The following is a 21,914-nucleotide window of genomic DNA, read 5'->3' as shown; positions in this document are numbered from 1 at the left end:
ATCGAGACGGTCACGAGCCCGACGTAGCGAACAGGGCACTGTAGCCCCCGTCCACCGCGAGGTCGGCACCGTTGACATACGAGGCTGCCGAGCTGTTGAGGAAGAGGAGGGGGGCCGCCTGCTCGTCGACAGTCGATGGTCGACCGCTCGGCCGCAGGCTCCCCGCAAGCATCTCGGGTGGGAATGCCTGCTGCGCGGCTTCCAGCAATGGCGTCTGAACCACTCCCGGGCTCACGAGGTTGCTCCTGATTCCGCGGGTGACGAGCTCGCCGGCGAGCGCGAGGGCCCACACGGTGAGCGCTTCTTTGCTGAACGGGTAGCCGTGGCCCGCCTCGTCGACGTTCGCTTCGTACCAGGCGACACCCTCGTCGAAGCCGTCGGTCTCGACGAACCCCCTGAGGAGATCGACGCGATTGCGCCACCCCGCCGCGTTGCTCGACGACACGCTCACGATCGCGGAGCCCGAGGGCATCAGGGGAACGATCATCTCGGTCAGAAGGCGGGGCCCGAGAAAGTTCACCCTGACGATCTCGAGGGAGGAAAGCGTGGGCGGTGCGCCCGCGCAGTTGAAGAGCGCATCGATCGGTGCCTGGATGTCGCGCACCGCGGCCTCGATCGACTCCGGCGACGCCAGATCCACCTCGTGAAATTGCGCCACCGGCTCGGTCGGCTCGCGCCTGCTCAAGCCGATGACTTCGGCTCCTAGCGCGCCGAGCATCTTCGCCGTGGCCGCGCCCACTCCCGACGAGCATCCGGTCACGACGACGCGCTTGCCTGTGTAGTCAGTCGAGTTCACTGTGTCTCCTTGTCATGTAACCGGTGATCGATACTATTGACGCGCGTCAATGAATGGTGCCACACGCTCGTCGAGAGTCGGATACGCACCGGCGACCGCATCCGTCGAGACCACATTGACGCACGGCACGTCGACTGCCATCGCCCGGACGCACGAGACCGGGCTACTGCGCTAGCAGTACGACCGCCGCGACCCCTCGAGGAAGGATGGGCCAGATGTTCCTCCGCGAACTCCTCCGCGCCCCCGCCCCCGGGCTCCCGGTCGCGATAGCCCCGCGGCGCGCCGCGCTCATCACGGTCACACTCATCGCGCTGAGCGGCTGGATCAACGTGGCGATCCCGCTTCTCGGGGCCGGTGATCTCGTCGGGGCCGCGAGCCCACTGCTCGGCATCGCGGGGGCGATCCTGTCGTTCCGCTCGTGGCGAGTGGGCCTGGTGCTGTCTGCCCTGGCCCCTGTTCTGGCTTCGGCGGCCGGGAGGGACCCCGCCGGCACAGGCATCCTGTGCATCTTCACCGCACTCCTGCTCGCCCTGCGCGGCGCCTCGCCCCTGCTCGTCGGCGGGGTCGTGACTCTCGCCAACCTCATCGCCGCTCTGTCGCACTACGGCTTGACCGAGGCTGCGGGGCGATGGCCCTCCGTGGTCGTGCTCGGCGCTGCTCTCACCGCCGCGATCGGGGCTGCCGTGCGTTCGCGAGCCGAGGTGAGAGACGGCCAGGAGCAGCACGAGCGCGACGTGAGGTGGAATCAGCACCTCACGGTGCAGAACGCGGTCGCCGAGGAGCGCATTCGCATCGCCCGCGACCTCCACGACAGCATCGGCCACGGCATCGCGGTCATCAGCATGCACGTCGGCACCGCCGAGATGACGGCACAGACGACCGACGTCGAAACGCAAGAGTCACTGCGCGCAGCGCGCACGGCTATCAAGTCCGTTCTCGAGGAGACCCAACACACGCTCCAGATGCTCCGCGTGCCGAGCGACGCGTCATCATTCGGTCCCATCACCGGTCCGCACGCTCTGACCGAGATGATCGAGAGCTTCCAGACCGCCGGACTTCGCGTGCACTGCCGGATCGACGAGCCCCTCGTCACCGTTCCCGATCGGATCCGCGCCGCAGTCTTCCGGATCGCGCAGGAGATGCTGACCAACGCGCAGCGCCACGCCGCCGGCGAGGTGACACTGCGCATTCAGCACACGGGCGATGTCGTGACGATCACCAGCAGGAACGCGGTAGGGCGCGCGGAGGCTGCCGGAGGAGGTCACGGCCTCGTGGGGATGCGCGAACGAGCGGAGTCCCTCGGCGGGAGCCTCTCGCTCCGATCGACCGACGACGTCTTCGAAGTCACGGCGACGATCCTGGTTCCGCACGCGGAGGTCGAGTCGTGATCCGGATCATGATCGTCGAGGATCAGGACATCGTTCGCACCGGCCTCGCAACCATCCTCGGATCTCCCGAAGATTTCGACGTCGTAGCGCAGCATTCCGACGGGCTCGCCGCCCTCGCGAACCTCACTTGCGCCCGCCCGGACGTCGTGATCATGGACATCCAGATGCCGGGGGTCGACGGTGTCGAAGTGACCAGACGGATGATGGCGATGTCGGTCGACTGGAGTTTTCGCATTCTCGTCTTGACGACGTTCGAGAGAGACGACAACGTCGTCAACGCTCTGCGCGCGGGCGCTGAAGGCTTTCTGGGCAAGGGAGCCGCGCCGACGGAGATCATCGATGCGGTCCGCTCCGTCGCTGCCGGGGGCCACGCCCTCTCGGTGACCGCGCTCGAAACGGTGATCGGGCACGTGGCCCACGAGCGACGAGCGCCCGCAGATCCCGACATGGTGCACCGCTTCGACGCCCTCACCGCCCGGGAGCGCCAAGTCGTCGAGGCCCTCGTGCACGGCCTCGACGGCGACGCGATCGCCCGCCGATTCTTCGTCTCGCCCTTCACCGTCAAGACGCACCTGAATCGATCGATGACGAAGGTCGGCGCTCGGGACCGCGCGCAACTGGTCACCTTCGCAGTGCGTGCCGGAATCCACCCGTGAGCGTCGCCCGCGACGAGGCACGCGACGCGCGCGATTCACGCCGAGATGAGCGCTCCCCCGTCGGCGTGCAGATTCTGTCCGGTGATCCAGTGACTGTCGTCTGACGCGAGAAAGACGATCACCGGGGCGACGTCGGCGAACGCGTCGCCCGCGCGGCCGAAGGGGTTCGCCACGAACGCCTTGCGAACGTGCTCCTGCACCGCGGGCTCGAGCGTCGCGAGCCCCTCCGACACGTTCTCGGTCATCCCGTTGGGACACACCGTGTTGACCCGGATGTTGTGAACGCCCCATTCTCGCGCGACCACGCGGGAGAGCCCCCGAACCGCTTCCTTCGACGCCGCGTACGGGGCGTAGAACGCGTCACCCGCGATGGCGGCCTCGGAGGCGAAGTTGATGATCGAGGCGCCGGCGCCCGGCTTGTCTCGCATGTGCGCAAAGCACAGCTTCATGAGATGCCAGTAGGCGTAGACCGAGCTCCGCATCTCGATGTCGAGATGCTCGATCGTCTTCTCGAGGAACGGGGCGGGGATGGTGATCGTGTGGGCGTTGTTGACTAGCACGTCGATCGTGCCGAACCGCTCCGCCGTCGCGCCCACGAACGAGGCGAGGCTGTCGTAGTCGGTGATGTCAACCGTCATCGCGAGAACCTCCGCTCCGCGCTCTTCGCACAGGCGTCTCGTTTCGGCCAGCTTCTCCTCGCTGCGCGCGCAGATGGCGAGCGCGGCTCCCTCGTCGGCCATTCGCAGCGCTTGCTGCTTGCCCAGGCCGCTCGAGCATCCGGTGATCAGAACGACCTTGCCGTCGAGTTTTCCCATGGTGTCCGTGCCTTCTTCTCTGGTTCGTATTCGTGGTTGTGGTTCAAGGCTCACCGGCGCGACGACCGGTGTCGTCATCCCGACGGAGTCGCCTCGTTACTGCGATCGCAGTACGCGGCGCACCTCGACCCCGAGCGAGAGCGCCACGAGAAACCTCCCGTTGACACGCGACAATGCGCCGTGTTCTACTCGTTGTCACGCGTCAACGAGCCGAATCGCCGGCGCGGAGGTTCCAGGCCCTCCATTCGAAGAAGAAGCCCTGGTCGGATGACGAAGGAGTCCCCATGTCTGACAACCCCAGCGCGCCCATGGTGCCCGGTGCATCGATCTCTCCCGCGCAGCAAGCGCTCGCAGCAGAGACCAAAGCCGAACACACCGCGACCGGCACGATCCGCACCCCCGTGAAGCCGAAATACATCGTCTTCCTGCTGCTCGGGATGCTCGGCGCATACGTCGCGCTCGTCGCGCCGATCGGCTTCTCGCTCTCACTCCGCGTGCAAGAACTCGCGCCCGCCAACGTCGAGGTTCTCGGCTACATCATCGGTATCGGAGCGATCGTGACGACCATCACCGGGCCGCTCATCGGTCTGTGGAGCGACCGGACCCGTTCGCGCCTGGGGCGTCGTCGGCAGTTCGCGCTCGGAGGCGCGGTGCTCGGCTTCCTGGGTCTCGTCGTCATCGCCGCCGCCGGAAACGTGCCCGTCGTGCTCATCGGATGGGTCTTCGCCGCCATGGGATGGACGGCCTCGATGAACTCGCTGCTGCAGTCCCAGGCAGACCGACTGCCCGAATCGCAGTACGGCCGTGTCGCCGGTCTGACCGGCTTCGTTCAGATGGCCGCGCCGGTGTTGGGAGTGGGTCTCGCCAGTGCGTTCGTCGGCAACAACTTTCTCGTGTTCCTCGTGCCCGGAGGGGTGGGGCTCGTGCTGCTCTTCCTCTGGTTCCTTCTGGTGCCCGAGCGTGACACCCGTCAGGCCGAGTTCAGCGAGCGGCTGAGCACCCGCAACGTGCTGCGCAGCATGGTCTTCAACCCGCGCCAGTACCCCGACTTCGCGTGGAACTGGCTGGCGCGACTGCTCTTCATGACGGGCGTGACCTTTTCCACCACCTTCACCTCGCTGTTCTTCGCGTCACGCTTGAGCGAAGGCGGGCAGGTCGCCGACATCGGCGGCGTCATCGTCGTCATCTCGCTCGTGAGCCTCGTCGTCACGGGTGTCGGAGCTCTCGCGGGCGGATTCCTGTCTGACAGGCTCGGTCGTCGCAAGATCTTCGTTCTCGCGTCGGGAATCGTCTACACCGTTGGTGCCCTCACGCTCGCGTTCGGCGGCAGCAACTTCGGGATTCTCATCGCCGGCTCGGCCATGACCGGGCTCGCGCTCGGCGTGTTCTCCTCGGTGGATCAGGCCCTCGTGCTCACGGTGCTGCCGGAGAAAGAGAGCGCTGCGGGTCGTTTTCTCGGAATCAACGGGTACTCGACGTCGATCGCGCAAGCCGTCGCCCCGCTCATCGCCGCACCGCTCATCCTCATCGGGGTCACCGGCGACGACAGAAACTACGGGCTGCTCTTTCTCGTGGCCGCGGTGTGCACCATCACCGCCGGGATCATCGTGCAGTGGAAAGTGCGCAGCGTGCGTTAAGCCCGCCGACCACCCGCCACAATCCCCTTGGAGTCGAACAGATGACGAAGACGCTTTTCACCGACGACTGGACGTTTCACCGCGAGGGCGACGTGGAGGGCGTTCCCGTGCGCCTGCCCCACGACGCCATGATCGGCGAGCCCCGCGTCGCGCAGGGAGGCACAGACAACCACGGCGGGTTCTTTCCCGGCGGTGTCTACGTCTACCGGAAGCGGTGGACCGCCCCGCAGGATGTCGTGGAGCGCGAGTACTTCGTCGAGTTCGAGGGGGTCTTCGGCGAGTGTCACGTCGTCGTCGACGGCGTCCGGGTGGGCGGCAGCACCAGCCCCTACCGCGCCTTCCGGCTTCCGCTCGGCGTTCTGACCCCCGGTTCCGCAAGCCTCATCGAGGTGCATGTCGATAACAGCGCGGTGCCGAACAGTCGGTGGTACACGGGCTCGGGGATCTACCGACCGGTGTGGCTCGACTCCGTCGGTGCGGCGGCGATCGCGCAAGACGGCATCAGCATCGTGACGACGTCGGTCGACGGCGGGCCCCGGCACTCTGACGCATCAGTCGACGTGTCCGTCCGCGTGCGCGGGGCGTTGCCGCCGACCGCCCAGGTCGTCACAGAGTTCTCGTTCGACGGTCAGCTCGTCGCACGCCGGAAGAGCGGGGTGCAGGGCGGCATCGCCGCACTCGATGTGCCCGTTCCGTCGGCCCACCTCTGGTCTGCCGACCGACCCGCTCTCTATGACGTGCGCGTCTCCCTCGTCGTCGACGGAGTCGAGCTCGACTCGCGGAGCGTGCGCTCGGGTATCCGCACCATCGGTGTGGACGCGCGGAACGGACTCCGCGTGAACGGGCGGCACGTGCTCTTACGAGGAACAGCGGTGCACCACGACAACGGTCCGCTGGGGGCGGCGACCTTCGCCGCCGCAGAGCGGCGCCGCGCGCGCCTGTTGAAGGAGGCGGGATACAACGCCATCCGGAGCGCCCACAATCCTCTCTCCCGCGCCTTCCTCGATGCGTGCGACGAGATCGGTTTGTATGTCATGGACGAACTCTCCGACGTCTGGTTCGGCAGGAAGACACCTCACGACGGCGCTCCGCTGTTCCGCGGAGAATGGCGGGCGGATGCCGCGGCCATGATCCAGGAGGATCGCAATCGGCCCTCCGTCATCATGTACTCGATCGGCAACGAGATCGCGGAAGCGGCGGTCGACGCAGGCGTCGACCTCGCCGAAGAGATCACCTCGTTCTTCACCGAGCTCGACCCCACCCGCCCGACGACGATCGCCGTCAACCCGCTCTTGGCGATGATGTCGGCGCGAGCGAAACCCAGCGACGATCACGAGGAGAAGCCCCTCGAGCGCACTCCGGCGACGAGCACCGCGGCCAACATGCTCACGGCGAAGCTCGGTCGCATGATGGTTCTCGCCTCCACCCTTCCCGCCGCCGACAAGGCCACGCGTGCCGTGTTCGACCGCGTGGATATCGCGGGATACAACTACGGATTCGCGAGTTACGCGCGCGCCAGGCGCCGATACCCCGACCGCGTCATCGTCGGAACCGAGTCGATGCACGGCGACCTGCCGGCGATCTGGAAGCGGGTCACCTCGGTTGCCGGTGTGATCGGTGACTTCAGCTGGACGGGCTGGGACTACCTCGGCGAGGTCGGCCTCGGGTACTGGACCTACGGTTCGGAGCCCGGCGGAATCGCCAAACCCTTTCCGGGTGTTCTCGCGGGCTGCGGGGCGTTCGACATCACTGGCTCCGCCGGCGCCACCGTTCTTCTCGCCCAGGCGGTGTGGGGCATCACCGCGAAACCGGGGATCGCCGTGCGCTCCTTGGACCGAGCGGGGCAGCGCGCGAACAAGACACCGTGGCTGGCGACGGACGCGGTGCAGAGCTGGTCGTGGCGAGGGCACTCGGGCGTCGCCGAGGTCGAGGTCTACTCCGGCGACGATCACGTGGAGCTCCTGATCAACGGGCGCTCCCTCGGCCGCCGAACGGCCGGCCCGAAACGCGGCTACCTCGCACGATTCCGCGTGCCCTATGAGCCCGGCGAGTTGGTCGCGATCGGCTACCGGCGAGGCGTCGAATCGGGTCGCAGTTCACTTCGTTCCGCGGCACCGGCCCGCGTGCGCCTTCGCGCGGAGACCGACGAACTCCACGGGCCCGACGACTTGGCCTATGTTTGGGTCGAACTCGCCGACGACGACGGGATCGTCGAAGTCGGGGCGGAGGACCGGGTGACCGTGAGCGTCTCCGGCGCGGGGACTCTCGCCGCCGTCGGAAGCGCGACACCGTCCACCTCCGAGAGCCTCGTCGCCTCGACCCGGACGACCTATCGCGGTCGTGCCATTGCCATCGTCCGCGGCGCGAACGAGAGTGGTGATGTCGTCATCACTGTCACATCCGAGAGACACGGTGAGACCGCGATGACCATTCATTCCCTCGGCGCCGAACCCACCGCTGCGCCAGTCGGGGCCACGAACACCGAGGAGACGTCACTGTGACTCCGACCGAACCGATTCTCGCCGGGTTCTACCCGGACCCGTCGATCTGCCGGGTCGGTGAGACCTACTACCTGATCACCTCGAGCTTCGAGTACCTGCCCGGCATCCCGATCCACACGAGCACAGACCTCGTGGAGTGGCATTTCGTCGCAAACGCCTTGACGCGCACGGGCCAGATCGCGGAGCACGGCGGGTATCCGAGCGCGGGTATCTTCGCTCCCACGATCCGCCACCACGCTGGTCGGTTCTGGATCATCGGCACGGATGTCAACGGCATTCCCCTCGGGCAGGGACACTTTCTCATCCACGCCACCGATGCCGCCGGACCGTGGTCGGATCCGGTCTACATCTCCGGGGCGATGGGGATCGACCCCGACATCGCGTGGGATCGGGAAGGCACTGCCCACGTCACGTGGTGTTCACTCAACCCCGACGAGCCGAGCATCCTGTCGGCACCCGTCGATACCGAGACGGGCGCATTCATCGCACCACCCCGGCAGCTGTGGCAAGGCACCGGGCTGTCTTTCCCCGAGGGCCCCCACCTGTATCAGATCGACGACTGGTGGTACCTGCTTCTCGCCGAGGGCGGCACCGAGCGCGGCCACGCCGTGACGATCGCTCGCTCTCCTAGCCTCGACGACCCGTTCGACGCAGCGCCGAGCAACCCCATTCTGAGCCACAGGAGCCTGCCTCACGAGGTGCAGAACACCGGGCACGCCGACCTCGTCGAGCTGCCCGACGGCACGTGGGCCGCCGTGCATCTGGGCGTGCGACCTCGCGGTCAGACACCGGGCTTCCATGTGAACGGGCGGGAGTCGTTCGTGGTCGGCATCGACTGGGTCGACGGTTGGCCCGTTCCGGACGAGACGCGGTTCACTGTTCCTCCCACAGACCGTTCGTTCACCGACCGATTCGACGCAACCGCTCTGCACGGCCGATGGCTGGGGGTCGGGCGTTTCCCTGAGACGTTCGCTCGGCCTGCACCCGAGGGCGGTCTCGTCATCGACGCCGAGAGTCGTCCCGGGCGAGCGATGCTGGCGGCGCGCGCCACCGACGCGGTGTGGGCGGCGTCGACTCGATTCGACGCCGCGACGGGGGTCGGCAGATTTCTCGTGCGGATCGACGATACGCACTGGTACGGACTCACCTACGACGGCAGCACTGTGGAGGCGACGATCGCCATCGGTCCGATCGAGCACAGCGTCGGGCAGTGGAGCGTCTCGCCTGGCAGCGTTCCGACCCTCCTGATGCGCGCTAAGGCGCCGCGCCCTCTGCCCCACGGTGCGACATCGGAACCGGACCTCGTCGAGCTCGCGCTCGAGTCGGAGGGCACGGAGCACAGTTTCGGCGAGTTCGACGGGCGCTATCTCTCCACGGAAGTTGCGGGCGGGTTCACCGGACGCGTCTTCGGAGTGCAAGCTCTCAGCGGTCGGATCCGCGTGGATGAGATCCGATACGCAGCCGAGACCTCGCTCTAGGCGCTGGCCCGCTCGACGATCTCGACCCGCACGTCGACGTCGATCGGGGCGTCGTCGGACTTGTCGAGACCGCGGAGGAGTGAACGCAAAGACGCCGCGAGCACCTCTGACGCGTCGTAACCGACCGTGGTCAGGGGCGGGATCGTGAGCCTCGAGAGCGGCGTGTTGTCCATGCCGATCAGGGCGAGGTCCTCCGGCACCGACCACCCGCGTTGCGTGGCGGCGTAGAGCAGGGCCGTGGCGACATCGTCGTTGTAGCACGCAACAGCGAAGCCCCGCTCCCCGAGATCGTCGAGCGCGGCGGCAGCGGACTCGGGCGTCACCCCGAGGTGGAGCACCCGCGGATCGGGAACACCGCGCCGACGGCACTCGTCGGCGAACTCGAGCTCCCGAGGTGTGCCGAAGGGGTCGGTGCGCTCGTCTTGCAGGTGCGCGTAGGCGAGCTTGCGGTATCCCTTGTCGATGAGGTGACGCGCTTGGATGGCGCCGATCTGTGCATTGACGTCGGCCCCGGACCTCGCGTCGGGTTGGATGACCTCGACGCCGCGCTTTTTGAGCGCGCTCTTCTGACCCTCGGGCATCCCGGTGAGAGTCAGCACCGCTCGAGGTTTCAACCCGGTGGCGAGTCGAGCGAGAGACTCGACGCTGTCTTCGGAGAGCCGGAGAAGGAGAGTCAGCCCGCGCTCGGCGAGCGCCGACGTGAGTGCTCCGTAGATGTCTTGCAGATTGCCGCCGAACGTCGTGTTGGGAACCAACACGATGACGAGGTCGCTCGACCCCCGCGCGAGGGTGCGGCCCGCGGCAGACGGGTGGTAACCGAGTTCGGCGACAGCGTCGGCGACCCGAGCGCGCGTCTCCTCGGTGAACAATTCCTCATGCCCGTTGAGTATCTGGCTGACGGTCGACCGCGATACGCCCGCTCGGTCGGCGACGTCTTGACTGCGAGGGATCATGCGGTGTTCGCTCCTGGGGTCGATGCGCTACCAGGTTAACCGGGATTGACGCGCGTCATCGGTCGAGCCATACTATTGACGCGCGACAATGCGATGACAACGACGTTCGCACACGGACAAAGGATCCCGATGACCGACCTTCCCTATCAGGACGCCTCGCTGCCCACCGCCGCGCGCGTCGACGACCTGCTCGCACGAATGACGATCGAAGAGAAGGCGGGGCAACTGACCCAGTACTTCTGCTTCGGCGAAGTGCCGGAGGGCCTCGACGTCGAGGCTCTGCCCGTCGAGCACCAGGCGTTCCTCCGTCAACCGCAGATGGTGGAGGCCGCTGCGGCACGAGGCGGCGTCGGATCTCTGCTCTTCATCAAAGACGCCGCCGTCGCCAACCGCTACCAGCGGAAGGTCATCGACGGAAGCCGCCACGGCATCCCGCTCATCTTCGGCTTCGACGTGATCCACGGGCTGCGCACGGTGTTCCCCGTGCCACTCGCACAGACGGCATCGTGGGACCCGGCGCTCATCGAGGCGGCGCAGCGGGTGGCCGCACGCGAGGCGCGGGCATCCGGCATCCACTGGACTTTCGCCCCCATGATCGACATCGCCCGCGACCCGCGATGGGGGCGCATCGTCGAGAGCATCGGCGAGGACCCGCACCTCGGTTCCGCGGTCGCCGCCGCGCAAGTGCGCGGCTTCCAGGGCGACTTGAGCCACGAGAACGTGCTCGCGGGCCCCAAGCACTTCGCCGGGTACGGAGCCGCTCGCGGGGGGCGCGACTACGACGACGCCGAAGTGTCGGATTCCGAACTCCGGAACGTGTACCTGCCGCCCTTCGCTGCGGCCATCGAGGCCGGCGCACAGAACATCATGAGCGCCTACATGGACCTCAACGGTGTTCCCGCGAGCGGCAACGCCTGGCTGTTGACCGAGGTGCTGCGCGAGGAACTCGGCTTCACGGGTTTCGTGGTCTCCGACGCCAACGCGGTGAAGTCTCTGGAGGTCCAACACTTCGCGGCAGACGCCACCGACGCCGCAGCGCGGGCGATCGATGCCGGGCTCGACATGGAGATGGCGGTGATGGATCCCGCCTTCGACGCCATTCCCGCAGCGGTGAAGAGCGGCGCGCTCTCGGAGAGTCGGGTCGACTCGGCCGTGCGCCGCGTGCTGTCTGCGAAGTTCCGCCTCGGCCTGTTCGAGAACCCTTTCGCAGACGAGGACACCGCGGAGTCCATCCTCGTCGACCCTGCTCACCGCGAGCTCGCGCAGACATCGGCCGAACGCTCGGCTGTGATGCTCAAGAACGACGGAACACTGCCGATCGCCGGGCCCGCCTCGATCGCTGTGATCGGCCAGCTGGCCGACAGCAAACGGGACACGCTCGGCCCGTGGGTGTTCGGTCACGTCACCGACGAGACGGTGAGCATCCTCGATGGCCTGCGGTCGCGGGTCGGCCCAGACGCCCGTGTCGATTATGCCCCCGGGGTCGGAATCCCCGACCGCATCTTCCCCTCGCCGTTCGACGCTCAGGATCCGGATCCGGGCGGGCAGGCGATCGGGGTGACCGACGATGACGACGCGGCGATCGAACACGCCGTCACCGTGGCGGCGGCGGCCGACGTCGCCGTCGTGGTGGTCGGCGAGCGACAGAACCAGATCGGCGAAACCGCCTCCCGCTCGACACTCGACCTCGCGGGCCGCCAGCTGGAGCTCGTGCAGAGGGTCGTCGAGACCGGCACGCCCGTGGTGGTGGTTCTGATGTCCGGCCGACCGCTCGACGTGCGGTGGATCGATAAGCACGCGTCAGCGATCGTGCAGGCGTGGTACCCCGGCACGCGCGGCGGTGACGCGATCGCGCGCCTCCTCTTCGGAGATGTCTCGCCCGCCGGACGACTCCCGTTCACGTGGCCCCGCCACGTCGGTCAGGTGCCGCTCATCTACTCGCACCTCCGCACCTTCGCGCCGGAGAACCAAGACAAGCGGTACTGGAACGAGCAATCGATTCCTCTCTACCCGTTCGGATACGGCCTGAGCTACGCATCATTCGACTACTCGAACCTGAGGCTCGAGAACGAGACGATCACCGTCGGCGGGAGCGTGGTGGTGTCGGTCGATGTCACCAACACGTCGGAGTTCGATGCCGATGAGGTCGTTCAGCTCTACATCCATCAGCGCTACGGCACCTCGTCGCGGCCTGTGCGCGAGCTCAAGGGGTTCAGTCGTGTCGCGATCGCCGGCGGAGAGACCACGACCGTGACCTTCGAACTCGGTCCCGCCGAGCTCGGCTACTGGAGCGCGGCCACCAGAACCCGCGTGCAGGATGCCACCGTGCTCGACCTCTGGGTGGGCGGCGACTCGACGGCGCCCCTGTCTACGGTCCTCACCGTCGTTGCGAACGGAGCATCCGCATGACCACCACGCCATCCGCCTTTCCGACGGGGTTCTTGTGGGGAGCGTCGTCGGCACCCCATCAGAACGAGGGTGACAACACCAACAGCGACATGTGGGCGCTCGAGCAACTCGAGGGGTCGCCATTCCGCGAGCCCAGCGCCAAGGGGGTCGACGCCTACAACCGGTGGCAAGAAGACATCGACTTGGTCGTCTCGCTCGGGTTCACGGCGTTCCGGTTCGGGATCGAGTGGGCGCGAGTCGAGCCGGAGCAGGGCGTCATCGACCCGGACGCTCTCGCGCACTATCGACGGATCATCGATTACTGCCTCTCTCAGGGAGTCGACCCGGTCATCACGCTGCATCACTTCTCCAGCCCGCTCTGGTTCGCCCAAGCGGGGGGCTGGGGAGCGCCCGAAGCCACCGACCGTTTCGGTGCTTACGTCTCGGCCGTGACACCGATCCTCGAGGGGGTCACCTGGGTCGCGACCATCAACGAGCCGAACATCTTCGCGGTCATGCACCAGATGTCGATCCCCCTGCAGTACCCGGACCCCACCGCCGTGTTCGCGCAGTTGGCGGAGGCCCACGGTGTCTCTGACTCGGATGCCGGGCTCAACGCCTTCTCGATGCCCGCGCCGACGGAAGAAGCGGCGCGGATCATGCTCGCGGCCCACGAGCGCGCTCGAGCCATTCTGCACGAGAAGACGAGCGTGAAGGTCGGCTGGACGGTAGCCATCCAGGGGCTCGTTGCCCGCGAGGGTTACGAAGACCGGCTCGACCACTACCGCCGAATCTGGGAAGACATCTACCTCGAGGCGTCACGAGACGACGACTGGGTGGGCGTGCAGTCGTATACGAGCCAGCTCGTCGGACCGAACGGCCTCGAGGGAGCCCCGGCGGGCTCCGAAGTCACCCAGGTGGGGTGGGCGTATCGACCCGACGCGCTCGAGATGGCCCTCAGACGCACGTGGGAGGTCACGGGGGGAACTCCCATGCTCGTCACAGAGAACGGGATCGCCACGACCGACGACACCCGTCGGATCGACTACACCACGGGGGCGCTCGAGGGGCTGGCGCGCGCTGTCGCAGATGGGCTCGACATCCGCGGTTACCTGCACTGGACCTTCATCGACAACTTCGAGTGGGTGCACGGATACGACATCACCTTCGGTCTCGTCGCCGTCGACCGCACGACCTTCGAGCGCAGCCCGAAGCCGAGCGCCTACTGGCTTGGCGAGGTCGCGCGCAGCAACGGCGCGACGATCGCGCACTGAACGGGCGGCGCGAAGACCTCAGCGCGTGACGTGGTCAGCGTCTCCGTTCGGTAGCGGGTTGCTCAAGGCGTTGATGATGAATTGGGCGACCGCGTCAGCCCGGGCCATGCCGATGGGCTGGCCGGGATCGCCGTGGCGCAGCGCCACCTGCATCACACCGACCATGAGTGCGCGCGTCAGGCCGGGGTCGGTCAGAGGAGCGAACTCGCCGACCTCGACACCGGCCTGCACCACGTCGACGATGGTGTCGCCGATCAGGTCGCGAGCAGGGATGACCGCATCGGTCAGCCGCTCTTGCCCGATGGTTCGTTCTATCGACTGCATCGCGAGAAACGCTCTGGTGCTCTGCGCGAAATCGACCAGGAGAACCGTGACGATCTCGCGAAGGCGCTGAGAAGGCGCGAGGGAGGAGTCCGTCGCGCCGCGACTCGAGACCGCGTCATACACGTCCGCACTCCCGCGCGTGGCCGTCGCGACCAGAAGGGTGAGCGTGTCGGGTGCGTAGTTGTAGACGGCGGTGCGGGCGACACCCGACCGCTCGGACACGTCGCGCATCGAAATGGATTCGAAGGGGCGCTCGAGGATGAGAGCGTCCATCGCATCGAGCAGTTCGTTCCAGACATGAGCCTTGTGCTCGGCGATCGTTCCGGAGCTGATCTTGGGCATTGCTACTCCTCTCTCACTCGTTCGGATGTATTTGACATCACGTCAAATACATAATTACATTATGTCATGAAAGCACACAAGACGGATGTCGCACTGCAGGCGAGAACGAAGACGGCGGTCATCGCCCTCGGAGCGCTTTACGTCGGCGCCGTGCTCTGGGTGACGCTTCGGCCTGTTCCTTTCGCGACGGAGGGCGCCGAACCGCGGCTGAGCATTCTCAACCCGGAGGCGTGGACGAGCGCGTCGTCGTGGACCGACGGGAGACCCCTCGAGGTCGCGCTCAACGTGCTGATGTTCATCCCCGTCGGCGTGGTGACAGGACTCCTGTGCCGCGGTTCGGCTCGCTTGACGCTCCCGCTGGCACTGACCCTGGCGATCGAGCTGGCGCAGATTCCGCTGGATCGCATCTCGCACCCTCGCGACCTTCTCGCCAACGCGATCGGCGGACTACTCGGCGTCGCCCTGGCGACTCGTTCTCGACCGTGGCGGCGAGAACGAATGCAGACCTCGCGGCGCTCCACGCTCGGATTCGGGACGCACAGCCCGGACTGAGACGGTCAGTTCGTGACGAGGTGCATGCCGGTGCGCGCCGGTGCCACGTCGACGAAGCCGCGAGACTCGTAGAGTCGTCGGCCCGGAGGGTCTGCCGTGAGGGTGACGTAGGCGCCCGCCGGAACCTCGGCGTGAATCTGCTCGAGAAGCGAGTCGAGGATGACCGAACCGATGCCGCGACCCTGGTGCTCGGGGAGCGTAGCCATGTCGGCCACGAGGAAGTACCAGGCGCCGTCGCCCACGAGACGCCCCATTCCGACGACGCCACCCGAGGCGTCGACCACGTGTCGGAACGCCCACGACCCGGTGATCGCGGCGGAGCCCTGCTCGGCGGTCTTGACCGAGAGCCCGCTCTCCCGTCGCAGCCGCACGTAGTCGTCCGTCGAGGGCGCACCGTCGACGAGGCGATACCCCGCCGCGAGCGTCACAGCGTCACCTCCGCATGCGTGGCGACACCGAACTGTCGACCCGGGTAGCGGAGCCCCCGGAAGTACATGTTCGTGTGGGCGACGATCTGCTGCGCGGAGATGGTCGTGCCGTCGTGCTCAGCGTCGACCGTCGTGTGGGCGTCGGACACGAGCGTGACGTCGAACCCCCGAGCCGCGGCCGCCTGCGTGGTCGTGCGGATGCAGAAATCGCTCTGCGCCCCGGCGACGACGAGGCGGGTCACCTCGCGCTCGGCGAGCACCTCGGTGCGGTCGGTGTCGGCGAACGAGTCGCGGTAGGTCTTGCGCACGAGCGACTCGTCGGGCCGCCGTTGCAGTGGAGGCGCAAGCATCCACCCCTCGCTTTCTTCAGGGAAGTGCGCGTGGTCCTGCACCCAGATGACGGGCACGTCGTTCTCGCGAGCGCGATCGACGAGTGCCGCGGTGCGGTTCACGACCCCGGAAGCGTCGACACAGTCGGCCACGACTCCGACCTGCAGGTCGATCACGAGCAGCGCTGTTGAGGAGGGCATACAGGGATCCTCGCACTCCGAGCCGGCCGGCGAGACCTCAGCCCCGGATGGCGCGGGCGACCGTGTCGACGGCGCTGTCGACGAGCGCCCGGCGGGCTGCATCGTCATCTCGCTCAGACTCGTAGACGAAGACAGAAGAGCCGCGATTCGCGCCGCAATAGTCGACGATGCCGTGCTCGATCTGCTTGCGGATGGCCTGCTCGTAGCCGTGTCGCTCATAGGTCTCGGCGGCGTCACCGGCGACGAAGAGGAGGTGAACCGTGAGCCGACCCAGCTTGCGGCGGGTTCCCTCGGTGGGTTCGATCTCGAAAGCCCACCCGTTGATGAACACGCGGTCGACCCAGCCTTTCAGGAGCGCCGGCATCGACCACCAGTAGACAGGGAAGACCAAGACGACATGGTCGGCCTCATCGAGGCGGCGCTGTTCGCGGGCGACGTCGGCAGGGAGTTCCCCGTCGCCGCGATACCTGTCACGGTCGGCCGGGCCGAAACGCGGATCGAAGCCCTCCGCGGCGAGGTCGGCCACGGCCACCGCGCTCTGCCCCAGCGCGGTCTCGAGTTGTCGGGCGATGCTCGCGGTGAGCGAATCCTGGTCGGGGTGGGCGGTGACGATGAGGGTGTTCACACTGACACTCAAGGCGCCGGGGCCCGCCGCCTATTCCGCAGCGCCCACCACCGCTCGGCATCGTCGCGCGGGCAATAGCCTGGATCGATGAGCTCCGACGACTGGCAACACCGCGTTGACGCGCTGTGGGCTGACGACACCATGGACGACCAGCAGCGGGTCATCCGAATGCGGGCCCTCGCGGATGACGCACCGCACCCTGCCCTCGCCGAGTTCGAGCTCGGCGGCGCACTCGACTCCGCCGGACGCGAAGCCGAAGCACATGTGCACTACGCCGCCGCAACCGCAGCCGGACTCGACACGGTGGACACCGACCGAGCGGCACGGATGATCGTGCAGCACGCGTCGACGCTGCGCAACCTCGGCAGAATCGACGAGGCGATCGCGATGCTCAGTGCGGCACCCGAGCACCCCGCGACCGGGGCCGCCCCGCGAGTCTTTCTCGCTCTCGCCCTGCACAGCGCGGGTCGTCACGACGAGGCGCTCCGCGTGGCGATCGAGGCCATCGAGCCGACCCTCCCGCGCTACAACCGTTCCGTGCGCGCCTACGCGGAGGCGCTCACCGCGCGCTGAGCCGCCTCGAGCCCGACGCCGGTGATACGGCACACGTCTGCGACAACGACGAAGGCGACACCCCCGAGGGGACGCCGCCTTCGCGCTGATCGAAGCGGTCTACTTGAAGGCGTCTTTGACGTCTTCGCCGGCCTTCTTGACGGAGGCCGCAGACTGGTCCTTCTGGCCTTCGGCCTTCAGGTCTTCGTCGTTGCGGTGTTCGCCGACGGCTTCCTTCACCTTGCCGGTGAGATCCTGTGCGGCGTTCTTGATCTTGTCATCGAGTCCCATAATTACCTCCTTTGGCGGACATGTGCGACAGACACTATTCCTCGAAGCAGCGAGGAGCGAGGAGACGGGTTCCGCCCTTTCGCAACGCGGCTTAAGGGGCGAACGTCACCCCTTGAACGTGCCGGCGATGATCGCTTCGGTCTCGGCGCGCTGCTTCTTCCCCCAGGTCTCGCGGGTTAGGAGAGCACCCACGAGTCCGATGACTCCGCAGCCCATGTAGACGAGCGCGACGCCGCCGAACCCGAGCGGCACGGCCACCGCGGCCGCGATAAGAGGAATGAACCCGGAGATCGCCGCCGAGAATTGGTATCCGAGCGACGCTCCCGAGGTGCGGGTGCTCGTGGGGAACAGTTCGGAAAACCACGCACCCTGAGTTCCCGCGAGCATGTCGTGGATGATCGTCAGGCCGAAGATGTAGGCGAACACGATCAGTGCCGCGCTCCCCGTGTTGACGAGCCCGAATAGCGGGAACCCGAAAGCGATGAGGAGGACGGTCCCGACGATGTAGACGGGCTTGCGCCCCACCCTGTCACCGAGCGCACCCCAGAGAATTGTCGCCCCCACTCCGAGCGCCGCGGCGATCACCAAACCGGTCAGGGCGACAGCGCGGTCGGCTATCGGCTCCTCCCCCGCACTGATGTAGGAGATCAAATAGGTGACGATCACGTAGAACCCGCCGGATTCGGCCAGTCGCAGGGAGATGGTGCGCAAAACGTTGCGCCAGTCGCTCTTGAGCACCGAGATGATCGGGTTCTTCTCGAGCTCCCCCGCCGCTTTGGCTTCTTCAAACTCAGGCGATTCGCTCACCTTCAGACGAATGACGATGCCCGCGACGATGAGCACGGCGCTGAGGAGGAAAGGCAGTCGCCAAGCCAACTCGCTGTCGAGCCCGACCGTGGCCAGGAAGACCAGGTTGGCGAGCAGGAGGCCGAGTGGAACTCCCGCCTGGGGGATACCCGTGTAGCGCCCGCGCTGCTTCCACGGCGCGTGCTCGAAGGTCATGAGGATCGCCCCACCCCACTCGGCACCGAACGCGAGCCCCTGGATGATGCGAATGGCCGTGAGCAGGATGGGCGCCAGCACTCCCACCTGGCTGTACGTCGGCAGTACACCGATCAGTACTGTCGCGAACCCCATGATGAGGAGAGCACCCACTAGCACCGGTTTGCGCCCGTACTTGTCGCCGAGGTACCCGCCGATGATCCCCCCAAGCGGTCGCATCGCGAACCCAATTCCGAAGGTGAGGAATCCGAGCAACACCCCGACCACGGGGTCGTCGGCGTTGAAGAAGGCATCACCGAAGTAGAGCGCGGCAGCGGTGCCGTATGCCAAGAAGTCGTAGTTCTCGATCGTCGTGCCGACGGCACTTCCGATCGCCGTCTTGCGCTTGTCGGGGGAACCGTTGCGCGCACGTTCCGCCAGCTGGCGGTCGGCCACGGGGTGGGTTGTCATGATTTATCTCCTTTGATAATTGGCGAGTTTCGCCCGCAGGGGTGGCACGCCGTCGAAGGAGTCCCGGGTTCGCCCGGGCCGGAAATCAGTGCCCGGGGTAGGTTCCTCCGACGTTGCCGATCTTGTAGAAGTCGTGAATGTGTTCGCTGACGAGTCGAGCGGCGCCTGCGGCGTCTTTGTCGGTGATGGCCTGCAGGATGCCTCGATGCTCCTGCCGCACGGTCACGGCCGTGCGTCGCCAGTCATCGAGCCGGTCGTATGCCTCGATCATCTGTCGGTGGATGGCGACCCTCAGTGAGCCCATGAGATGAGCGGTGAGGGTGTTCCCGGTGGATTCCGCGATCGTGACGTGGAAGGCGGTGTCGAGGCGGTTGAATTCGTGGGCCTCGATGCCGGGTGCCTCCATGTCGTCGAGGATGCTTGCCAGCCGGGTGTGGTCGATGTCGGTCGATCTATAGGCCGCCTCCGAGCACGACCATGTCTCGAGCGCCACCCGAGTGTCGAGCACGTCGGTCGAGTCGAAGTGTCCGAGAGCGAGTTGCAGCTTGAGCAGGTTGACAAACCCGGGCCCCGGCGCACTGAGCAGCACAGCGCCGCCATCCACCCCGCCCCCGCGACGGATATCCACCACTCCGAGCGCCTCGAGCACCCGGAGCGATTCGCGCAGCGACGGACGTGACACACCCAGCAGCAGTGCCAGATCGCGTTCGCTCGGCAAACGGTCGCCGGCCTTCAGGCGTCCGTCGAGGATGCGCTCCTCGATCTGTGACATGACCTGTTCGTAGGTACGAACCCGTTGAACGGGCTGCCACCCTTCGGCTGTCGTCACGTTCGATGCACCCCTGAGCCTGATGTTCACGGGGACGCGCCGCCCCGGTTGCGATCATTCTAGGTTCCACGACGGGCGGCGCTCAGGCGGAGACCGCGGCGGCAGAGGAGTGCTCGGCACGGAATTCGTTTTCGAGTTCACGGCGGAACTGCACCGCGAGCTGGCTTTCGTCGAGCTCGACGTCGTTCCACGACACGGTCGTGTCTTTCGGAACGTCACGAATGAGTCGCGCTCCGTGCGCGAGCCCGAGAGGCAACGCCTCGCGTTCGAGCGAGAGGTGTGCTGGGGCGAGTTTGCCGAAGACCGTGTAGCCGCCTTCGCCGTCGAGGGTGTCTCCGGCGCGAAGCGCTTTCTTGGTCGTGGTCACGACATCGCCCCGGAAGCCGGTGGGGCTTCCCGTCGCCTCGTTGCGCAGCACGGCGGCCGCGATGCTGACATTCAGTTCGAGCCCGATCATGTGGTACGGCCGGTACAGAGATCCATAGCGACCCGTGTCGTCGGTGTGCACTCCGTATTCGGCGAAGCACTGGACCGCGTAATCGGTGGTCGCTTCGAAGGTGACGTAGACGCCCCATCGGAGGTTGTCGGGCACCTCGGTGCCGTCGCGGTACATGCTCGACGCGATTTCGACGGTGCCCCGTCGCGTGAGGCTTCCGCCGGCGAGGCGGTTCTCGCGAAAGACTGTCGGAAGGTCCGCCTTGCTCGCCGCGGGGAAGAGCAGGCCTTCCTCCTGGGGGATCAGGCCTGTGCCGTTCGCCACCGCGGCCATCTCGATCGCGGATTTGGTGCCGTCGAGAAACGAGTTGAACATCTTGGGGTTGTAGTCGCCCGATTCGAGTTGCTCGGCGGTGAAGCCGTAGTAGTCCCACACCGTGTCGGGGGTGGAGTAGTTGTACTCGGGCAGGTACTTGGTTCCCTTGCCCGCCGCAACCACATCGAAGCCGACGGTGCGGCACCAGTCGACGAGCTCGCAGATCAGGGCCGGCTGATCGCCGTAGGCCATCGCATAGACGACACCGGCTGCTTCGGCGCGGCGCTGCAGCAGCGGGCCGACCATGCAATCCGCTTCGACGTTGACCATGACCACGTGCTTGCCGTTGTCGATCGCCCGGACCGCGTGATACGTGCCGATGAGCGGGTTGCCGGTGATCTCTAGGATGACCTCGACTTCGGAGCGAGCGATCAACTCGTCTGCGCTTTCGGTCACGAACGTGCTGCCGGTTCGCACTGCTTCGTCGAATGAGCCAGCCGCATACCGCTCCTCCGGCCACCCGGTGCGCTGAAGGGCTCCGCGCGCTTTCGGAATGTCGATGTCGGCGACACCGACGACATGGATGCCTGCCGAGCCGAGCGCCTGGGTGAGGAACATCGAACTGAATTTGCCGGCGCCGATCACACCGACGCGAATCGGCCCGGCGAGCTCTCGCCGAGCTTCCAGCAGTGAGAACAGGTTCATCGAACTACTCCCTTGTAGGTCCAATTGGCCTGATGGTCAGACCATGTAACCAAGAGAATGACGAAGGACGAGCGGTTTGTCAAGAGTCCGCCGACAGAGGCAGCGCAGAGAGGGGCCAGGAGCCGCAAGGCAACACCGACCCCCTGCCGCCCGTCACATCGAAGTGGCAGCGGCAACTCTCGGTCGCCTCGCGCGCGGCATCGCCGTGACGGCGAGCGCCGTGGTGGCCGCGAGGTAGATCACTTGGATGATCGTGCGCGGCACGAGGGTCTGCGACCACGCGAGGTCGGTCGACGTGAGGGCGAGGCTGACGTTCGCCGGGAACATCGCCACGAGAAGCAGGGAGAGCCCGATCGCAGCCCACGGAGTGAGGCGGCGCGACGCCATAGCTCCGGCGGCGGCGAGCTCGAGCAGCCCCGTGATGGTGACGATGACCTCGGGCAGCGGCAGGGCAGCGGGGACCATCGCGATCATCGCGTCGCGCATGCCCACGAAGTGGCTGACTCCCGACACGAGGAACATCGCGGCGACACCGATGCGCAGCGAGACGACGACATCCGCCCGACGATGCGGACCACGTAGCGCGGTCACAACGAGAGCGGCACCGGATGCTGCGGCGAGAACTATGAGGGGAACCACGAGCCACC

21 protein-coding genes are annotated in these 21,914 nt (G+C 66.7%); 9 read left to right on the top strand and 12 right to left on the bottom strand.

Annotated elements, in window-relative coordinates; translation table 11 throughout:
• Positions 1–10: 10 nt before the first annotated feature.
• Complete coding sequence (locus tag ACLHIH_RS10650) at positions 11–796, bottom strand: coniferyl-alcohol dehydrogenase (protein ID WP_411316782.1); 786 nt, start codon at positions 794–796, stop codon at positions 11–13.
• A 215-nt stretch (positions 797–1,011) separates the two neighbouring features.
• Between ACLHIH_RS10650 and ACLHIH_RS10645 the strand changes: the two genes are divergently transcribed.
• Positions 1,012–2,184, top strand: a complete 1,173-nt coding sequence (locus tag ACLHIH_RS10645) for a sensor histidine kinase (protein WP_411316781.1) — start codon at positions 1,012–1,014, stop codon at positions 2,182–2,184.
• Positions 2,181–2,840 (top strand): response regulator, encoded by a 660-nt coding sequence (locus ACLHIH_RS10640; protein ID WP_411316780.1) that lies wholly within the window; start codon positions 2,181–2,183, stop codon positions 2,838–2,840. The genes ACLHIH_RS10645 and ACLHIH_RS10640 overlap by 4 nt, the downstream gene beginning before the upstream one ends.
• A gap of 35 nt (positions 2,841–2,875) precedes the next feature.
• Here ACLHIH_RS10640 and ACLHIH_RS10635 read toward each other — a convergent pair whose 3' ends face one another.
• Positions 2,876–3,655 (bottom strand): SDR family NAD(P)-dependent oxidoreductase, encoded by a 780-nt coding sequence (locus ACLHIH_RS10635; protein WP_411316779.1) that lies wholly within the window; start codon positions 3,653–3,655, stop codon positions 2,876–2,878.
• A gap of 284 nt (positions 3,656–3,939) precedes the next feature.
• Between ACLHIH_RS10635 and ACLHIH_RS10630 the strand changes: the two genes are divergently transcribed.
• From ACLHIH_RS10630 to ACLHIH_RS10620, 3 genes are read left to right on the top strand one after another with little or no spacing between them, the layout of a single operon-like run.
• Positions 3,940–5,292 (top strand): MFS transporter, encoded by a 1,353-nt coding sequence (locus tag ACLHIH_RS10630; RefSeq protein ID WP_411316778.1) that lies wholly within the window; start codon positions 3,940–3,942, stop codon positions 5,290–5,292.
• A gap of 41 nt (positions 5,293–5,333) precedes the next feature.
• Positions 5,334–7,793 carry a glycoside hydrolase family 2 TIM barrel-domain containing protein gene (locus tag ACLHIH_RS10625; protein WP_411316777.1) on the top strand — a complete coding sequence of 820 codons (2,460 nt, stop codon included), beginning with the start codon at positions 5,334–5,336 and terminating at the stop codon, positions 7,791–7,793.
• A complete protein-coding gene (locus tag ACLHIH_RS10620) occupies positions 7,790–9,271 on the top strand; it encodes a family 43 glycosylhydrolase (RefSeq protein ID WP_411316776.1) in 1,482 nt (493 codons plus the stop codon). Before ACLHIH_RS10625 ends, ACLHIH_RS10620 begins: the two co-directional genes overlap by 4 nt.
• Here ACLHIH_RS10620 and ACLHIH_RS10615 read toward each other — a convergent pair.
• Entirely contained in the window at positions 9,268–10,224 is a 957-nt protein-coding gene (locus ACLHIH_RS10615) for a LacI family DNA-binding transcriptional regulator (protein WP_411316775.1), read from the bottom strand. The genes ACLHIH_RS10620 and ACLHIH_RS10615 overlap by 4 nt on opposite strands.
• Before the next feature lie 129 nt (positions 10,225–10,353).
• Here ACLHIH_RS10615 and ACLHIH_RS10610 point away from each other — a divergent pair, with 129 nt between their 5' ends.
• Complete coding sequence (locus ACLHIH_RS10610; protein ID WP_411316773.1) at positions 10,354–12,633, top strand: glycoside hydrolase family 3 N-terminal domain-containing protein; 2,280 nt, start codon at positions 10,354–10,356, stop codon at positions 12,631–12,633.
• Positions 12,630–13,886, top strand: a complete 1,257-nt coding sequence (locus ACLHIH_RS10605) for a glycoside hydrolase family 1 protein (RefSeq protein ID WP_411316772.1) — start codon at positions 12,630–12,632, stop codon at positions 13,884–13,886. The genes ACLHIH_RS10610 and ACLHIH_RS10605 overlap by 4 nt, the downstream gene beginning before the upstream one ends.
• Positions 13,887–13,904: 18 nt before the next feature.
• Here ACLHIH_RS10605 and ACLHIH_RS10600 read toward each other — a convergent pair whose 3' ends face one another.
• A complete protein-coding gene (locus ACLHIH_RS10600) occupies positions 13,905–14,552 on the bottom strand; it encodes a TetR/AcrR family transcriptional regulator (RefSeq protein ID WP_411316770.1) in 648 nt (215 codons plus the stop codon).
• 66 nt (positions 14,553–14,618) lie between these two features.
• Here ACLHIH_RS10600 and ACLHIH_RS10595 point away from each other — a divergent pair, with 66 nt between their 5' ends.
• Positions 14,619–15,104: a VanZ family protein gene (locus ACLHIH_RS10595; RefSeq protein WP_411316769.1), complete on the top strand. Its 486-nt coding sequence runs from the start codon at positions 14,619–14,621 to the stop codon at positions 15,102–15,104.
• Positions 15,105–15,109: 5 nt separating this feature from the next.
• Here ACLHIH_RS10595 and ACLHIH_RS10590 read toward each other — a convergent pair whose 3' ends face one another.
• From ACLHIH_RS10590 to ACLHIH_RS10580, 3 genes are read right to left on the bottom strand one after another with little or no spacing between them, the layout of a single operon-like run.
• The gene (locus ACLHIH_RS10590; protein ID WP_411316768.1) at positions 15,110–15,532 is read right to left on the bottom strand and encodes a GNAT family N-acetyltransferase; all 423 of its coding nucleotides are present in this window, start codon (positions 15,530–15,532) and stop codon (positions 15,110–15,112) included.
• Positions 15,529–16,062: a cysteine hydrolase family protein gene (locus ACLHIH_RS10585; RefSeq protein WP_411316767.1), complete on the bottom strand. Its 534-nt coding sequence runs from the start codon at positions 16,060–16,062 to the stop codon at positions 15,529–15,531. Before ACLHIH_RS10585 ends, ACLHIH_RS10590 begins: the two co-directional genes overlap by 4 nt.
• 37 nt (positions 16,063–16,099) lie before the next feature.
• Positions 16,100–16,687: an NAD(P)H-dependent oxidoreductase gene (locus ACLHIH_RS10580; RefSeq protein WP_411316766.1), complete on the bottom strand. Its 588-nt coding sequence runs from the start codon at positions 16,685–16,687 to the stop codon at positions 16,100–16,102.
• 87 nt (positions 16,688–16,774) lie between these two features.
• Here ACLHIH_RS10580 and ACLHIH_RS10575 point away from each other — a divergent pair, with 87 nt between their 5' ends.
• Positions 16,775–17,260 carry a tetratricopeptide repeat protein gene (locus tag ACLHIH_RS10575; RefSeq protein WP_411316765.1) on the top strand — a complete coding sequence of 162 codons (486 nt, stop codon included), beginning with the start codon at positions 16,775–16,777 and terminating at the stop codon, positions 17,258–17,260.
• 99 nt (positions 17,261–17,359) lie between these two features.
• Here the strand turns inward: ACLHIH_RS10575 and ACLHIH_RS10570 are convergent, their stop codons facing one another.
• The 5 genes from ACLHIH_RS10570 to ACLHIH_RS10550 all read right to left on the bottom strand — a co-directional run bounded on the left by ACLHIH_RS10570 (position 17,360) and on the right by ACLHIH_RS10550 (position 21,906).
• Complete coding sequence (locus ACLHIH_RS10570; protein ID WP_411316764.1) at positions 17,360–17,530, bottom strand: CsbD family protein; 171 nt, start codon at positions 17,528–17,530, stop codon at positions 17,360–17,362.
• A 105-nt stretch (positions 17,531–17,635) separates the two neighbouring features.
• Positions 17,636–18,982, bottom strand: coding sequence for an MFS transporter (locus tag ACLHIH_RS10565; protein WP_411316763.1), 1,347 nt, complete (start codon positions 18,980–18,982; stop codon positions 17,636–17,638).
• 85 nt (positions 18,983–19,067) lie between these two features.
• Complete coding sequence (locus ACLHIH_RS10560) at positions 19,068–19,811, bottom strand: FadR/GntR family transcriptional regulator (RefSeq protein WP_411316761.1); 744 nt, start codon at positions 19,809–19,811, stop codon at positions 19,068–19,070.
• A gap of 82 nt (positions 19,812–19,893) precedes the next feature.
• On the bottom strand, positions 19,894–21,267 hold the full coding sequence (locus ACLHIH_RS10555) for an NAD(P)H-dependent oxidoreductase (RefSeq protein ID WP_411316759.1): 1,374 nt from the start codon (positions 21,265–21,267) through the stop codon (positions 19,894–19,896).
• Positions 21,268–21,420: 153 nt separating this feature from the next.
• Entirely contained in the window at positions 21,421–21,906 is a 486-nt protein-coding gene (locus ACLHIH_RS10550; protein ID WP_411316758.1) for a DoxX family membrane protein, read from the bottom strand.
• Positions 21,907–21,914 lie beyond the last annotated feature (8 nt).

The organism is Marisediminicola sp. LYQ134, from assembly GCF_046599635.1.
In the GTDB taxonomy this organism is placed as follows: Bacteria; Actinomycetota; Actinomycetes; order Actinomycetales; family Microbacteriaceae; genus Marisediminicola.
Note: the sequence above shows the minus strand (reverse complement) of the source record. Positions and strands in the feature narration are given on the sequence as shown.

Bases quoted from the DNA above. Each gene is read 5' to 3' on its own strand.
- ACLHIH_RS10645 (WP_411316781.1), top strand. From the start codon at position 1,012: ATGTTCCTCCGCGAACTCCTCCGCGCCCCCGCCCCCGGGCTCCCGGTC.
- ACLHIH_RS10555 (WP_411316759.1), bottom strand. From the start codon at position 21,267: ATGAACCTGTTCTCACTGCTGGAAGCTCGGCGAGAGCTCGCCGGGCCG.
- ACLHIH_RS10635 (WP_411316779.1), bottom strand. From the start codon at position 3,655: ATGGGAAAACTCGACGGCAAGGTCGTTCTGATCACCGGATGCTCGAGC.
- ACLHIH_RS10585 (WP_411316767.1), bottom strand. From the start codon at position 16,062: ATGCCCTCCTCAACAGCGCTGCTCGTGATCGACCTGCAGGTCGGAGTC.
- ACLHIH_RS10600 (WP_411316770.1), bottom strand. From the start codon at position 14,552: ATGCCCAAGATCAGCTCCGGAACGATCGCCGAGCACAAGGCTCATGTC.
- ACLHIH_RS10565 (WP_411316763.1), bottom strand. From the start codon at position 18,982: ATGACAACCCACCCCGTGGCCGACCGCCAGCTGGCGGAACGTGCGCGC.
- ACLHIH_RS10605 (WP_411316772.1), top strand. From the start codon at position 12,630: ATGACCACCACGCCATCCGCCTTTCCGACGGGGTTCTTGTGGGGAGCG.
- ACLHIH_RS10610 (WP_411316773.1), top strand. From the start codon at position 10,354: ATGACCGACCTTCCCTATCAGGACGCCTCGCTGCCCACCGCCGCGCGC.
- ACLHIH_RS10575 (WP_411316765.1), top strand. From the start codon at position 16,775: ATGAGCTCCGACGACTGGCAACACCGCGTTGACGCGCTGTGGGCTGAC.
- ACLHIH_RS10595 (WP_411316769.1), top strand. From the start codon at position 14,619: ATGAAAGCACACAAGACGGATGTCGCACTGCAGGCGAGAACGAAGACG.
- ACLHIH_RS10630 (WP_411316778.1), top strand. From the start codon at position 3,940: ATGTCTGACAACCCCAGCGCGCCCATGGTGCCCGGTGCATCGATCTCT.
- ACLHIH_RS10570 (WP_411316764.1), bottom strand. From the start codon at position 17,530: ATGGGACTCGATGACAAGATCAAGAACGCCGCACAGGATCTCACCGGC.
- ACLHIH_RS10615 (WP_411316775.1), bottom strand. From the start codon at position 10,224: ATGATCCCTCGCAGTCAAGACGTCGCCGACCGAGCGGGCGTATCGCGG.
- ACLHIH_RS10625 (WP_411316777.1), top strand. From the start codon at position 5,334: ATGACGAAGACGCTTTTCACCGACGACTGGACGTTTCACCGCGAGGGC.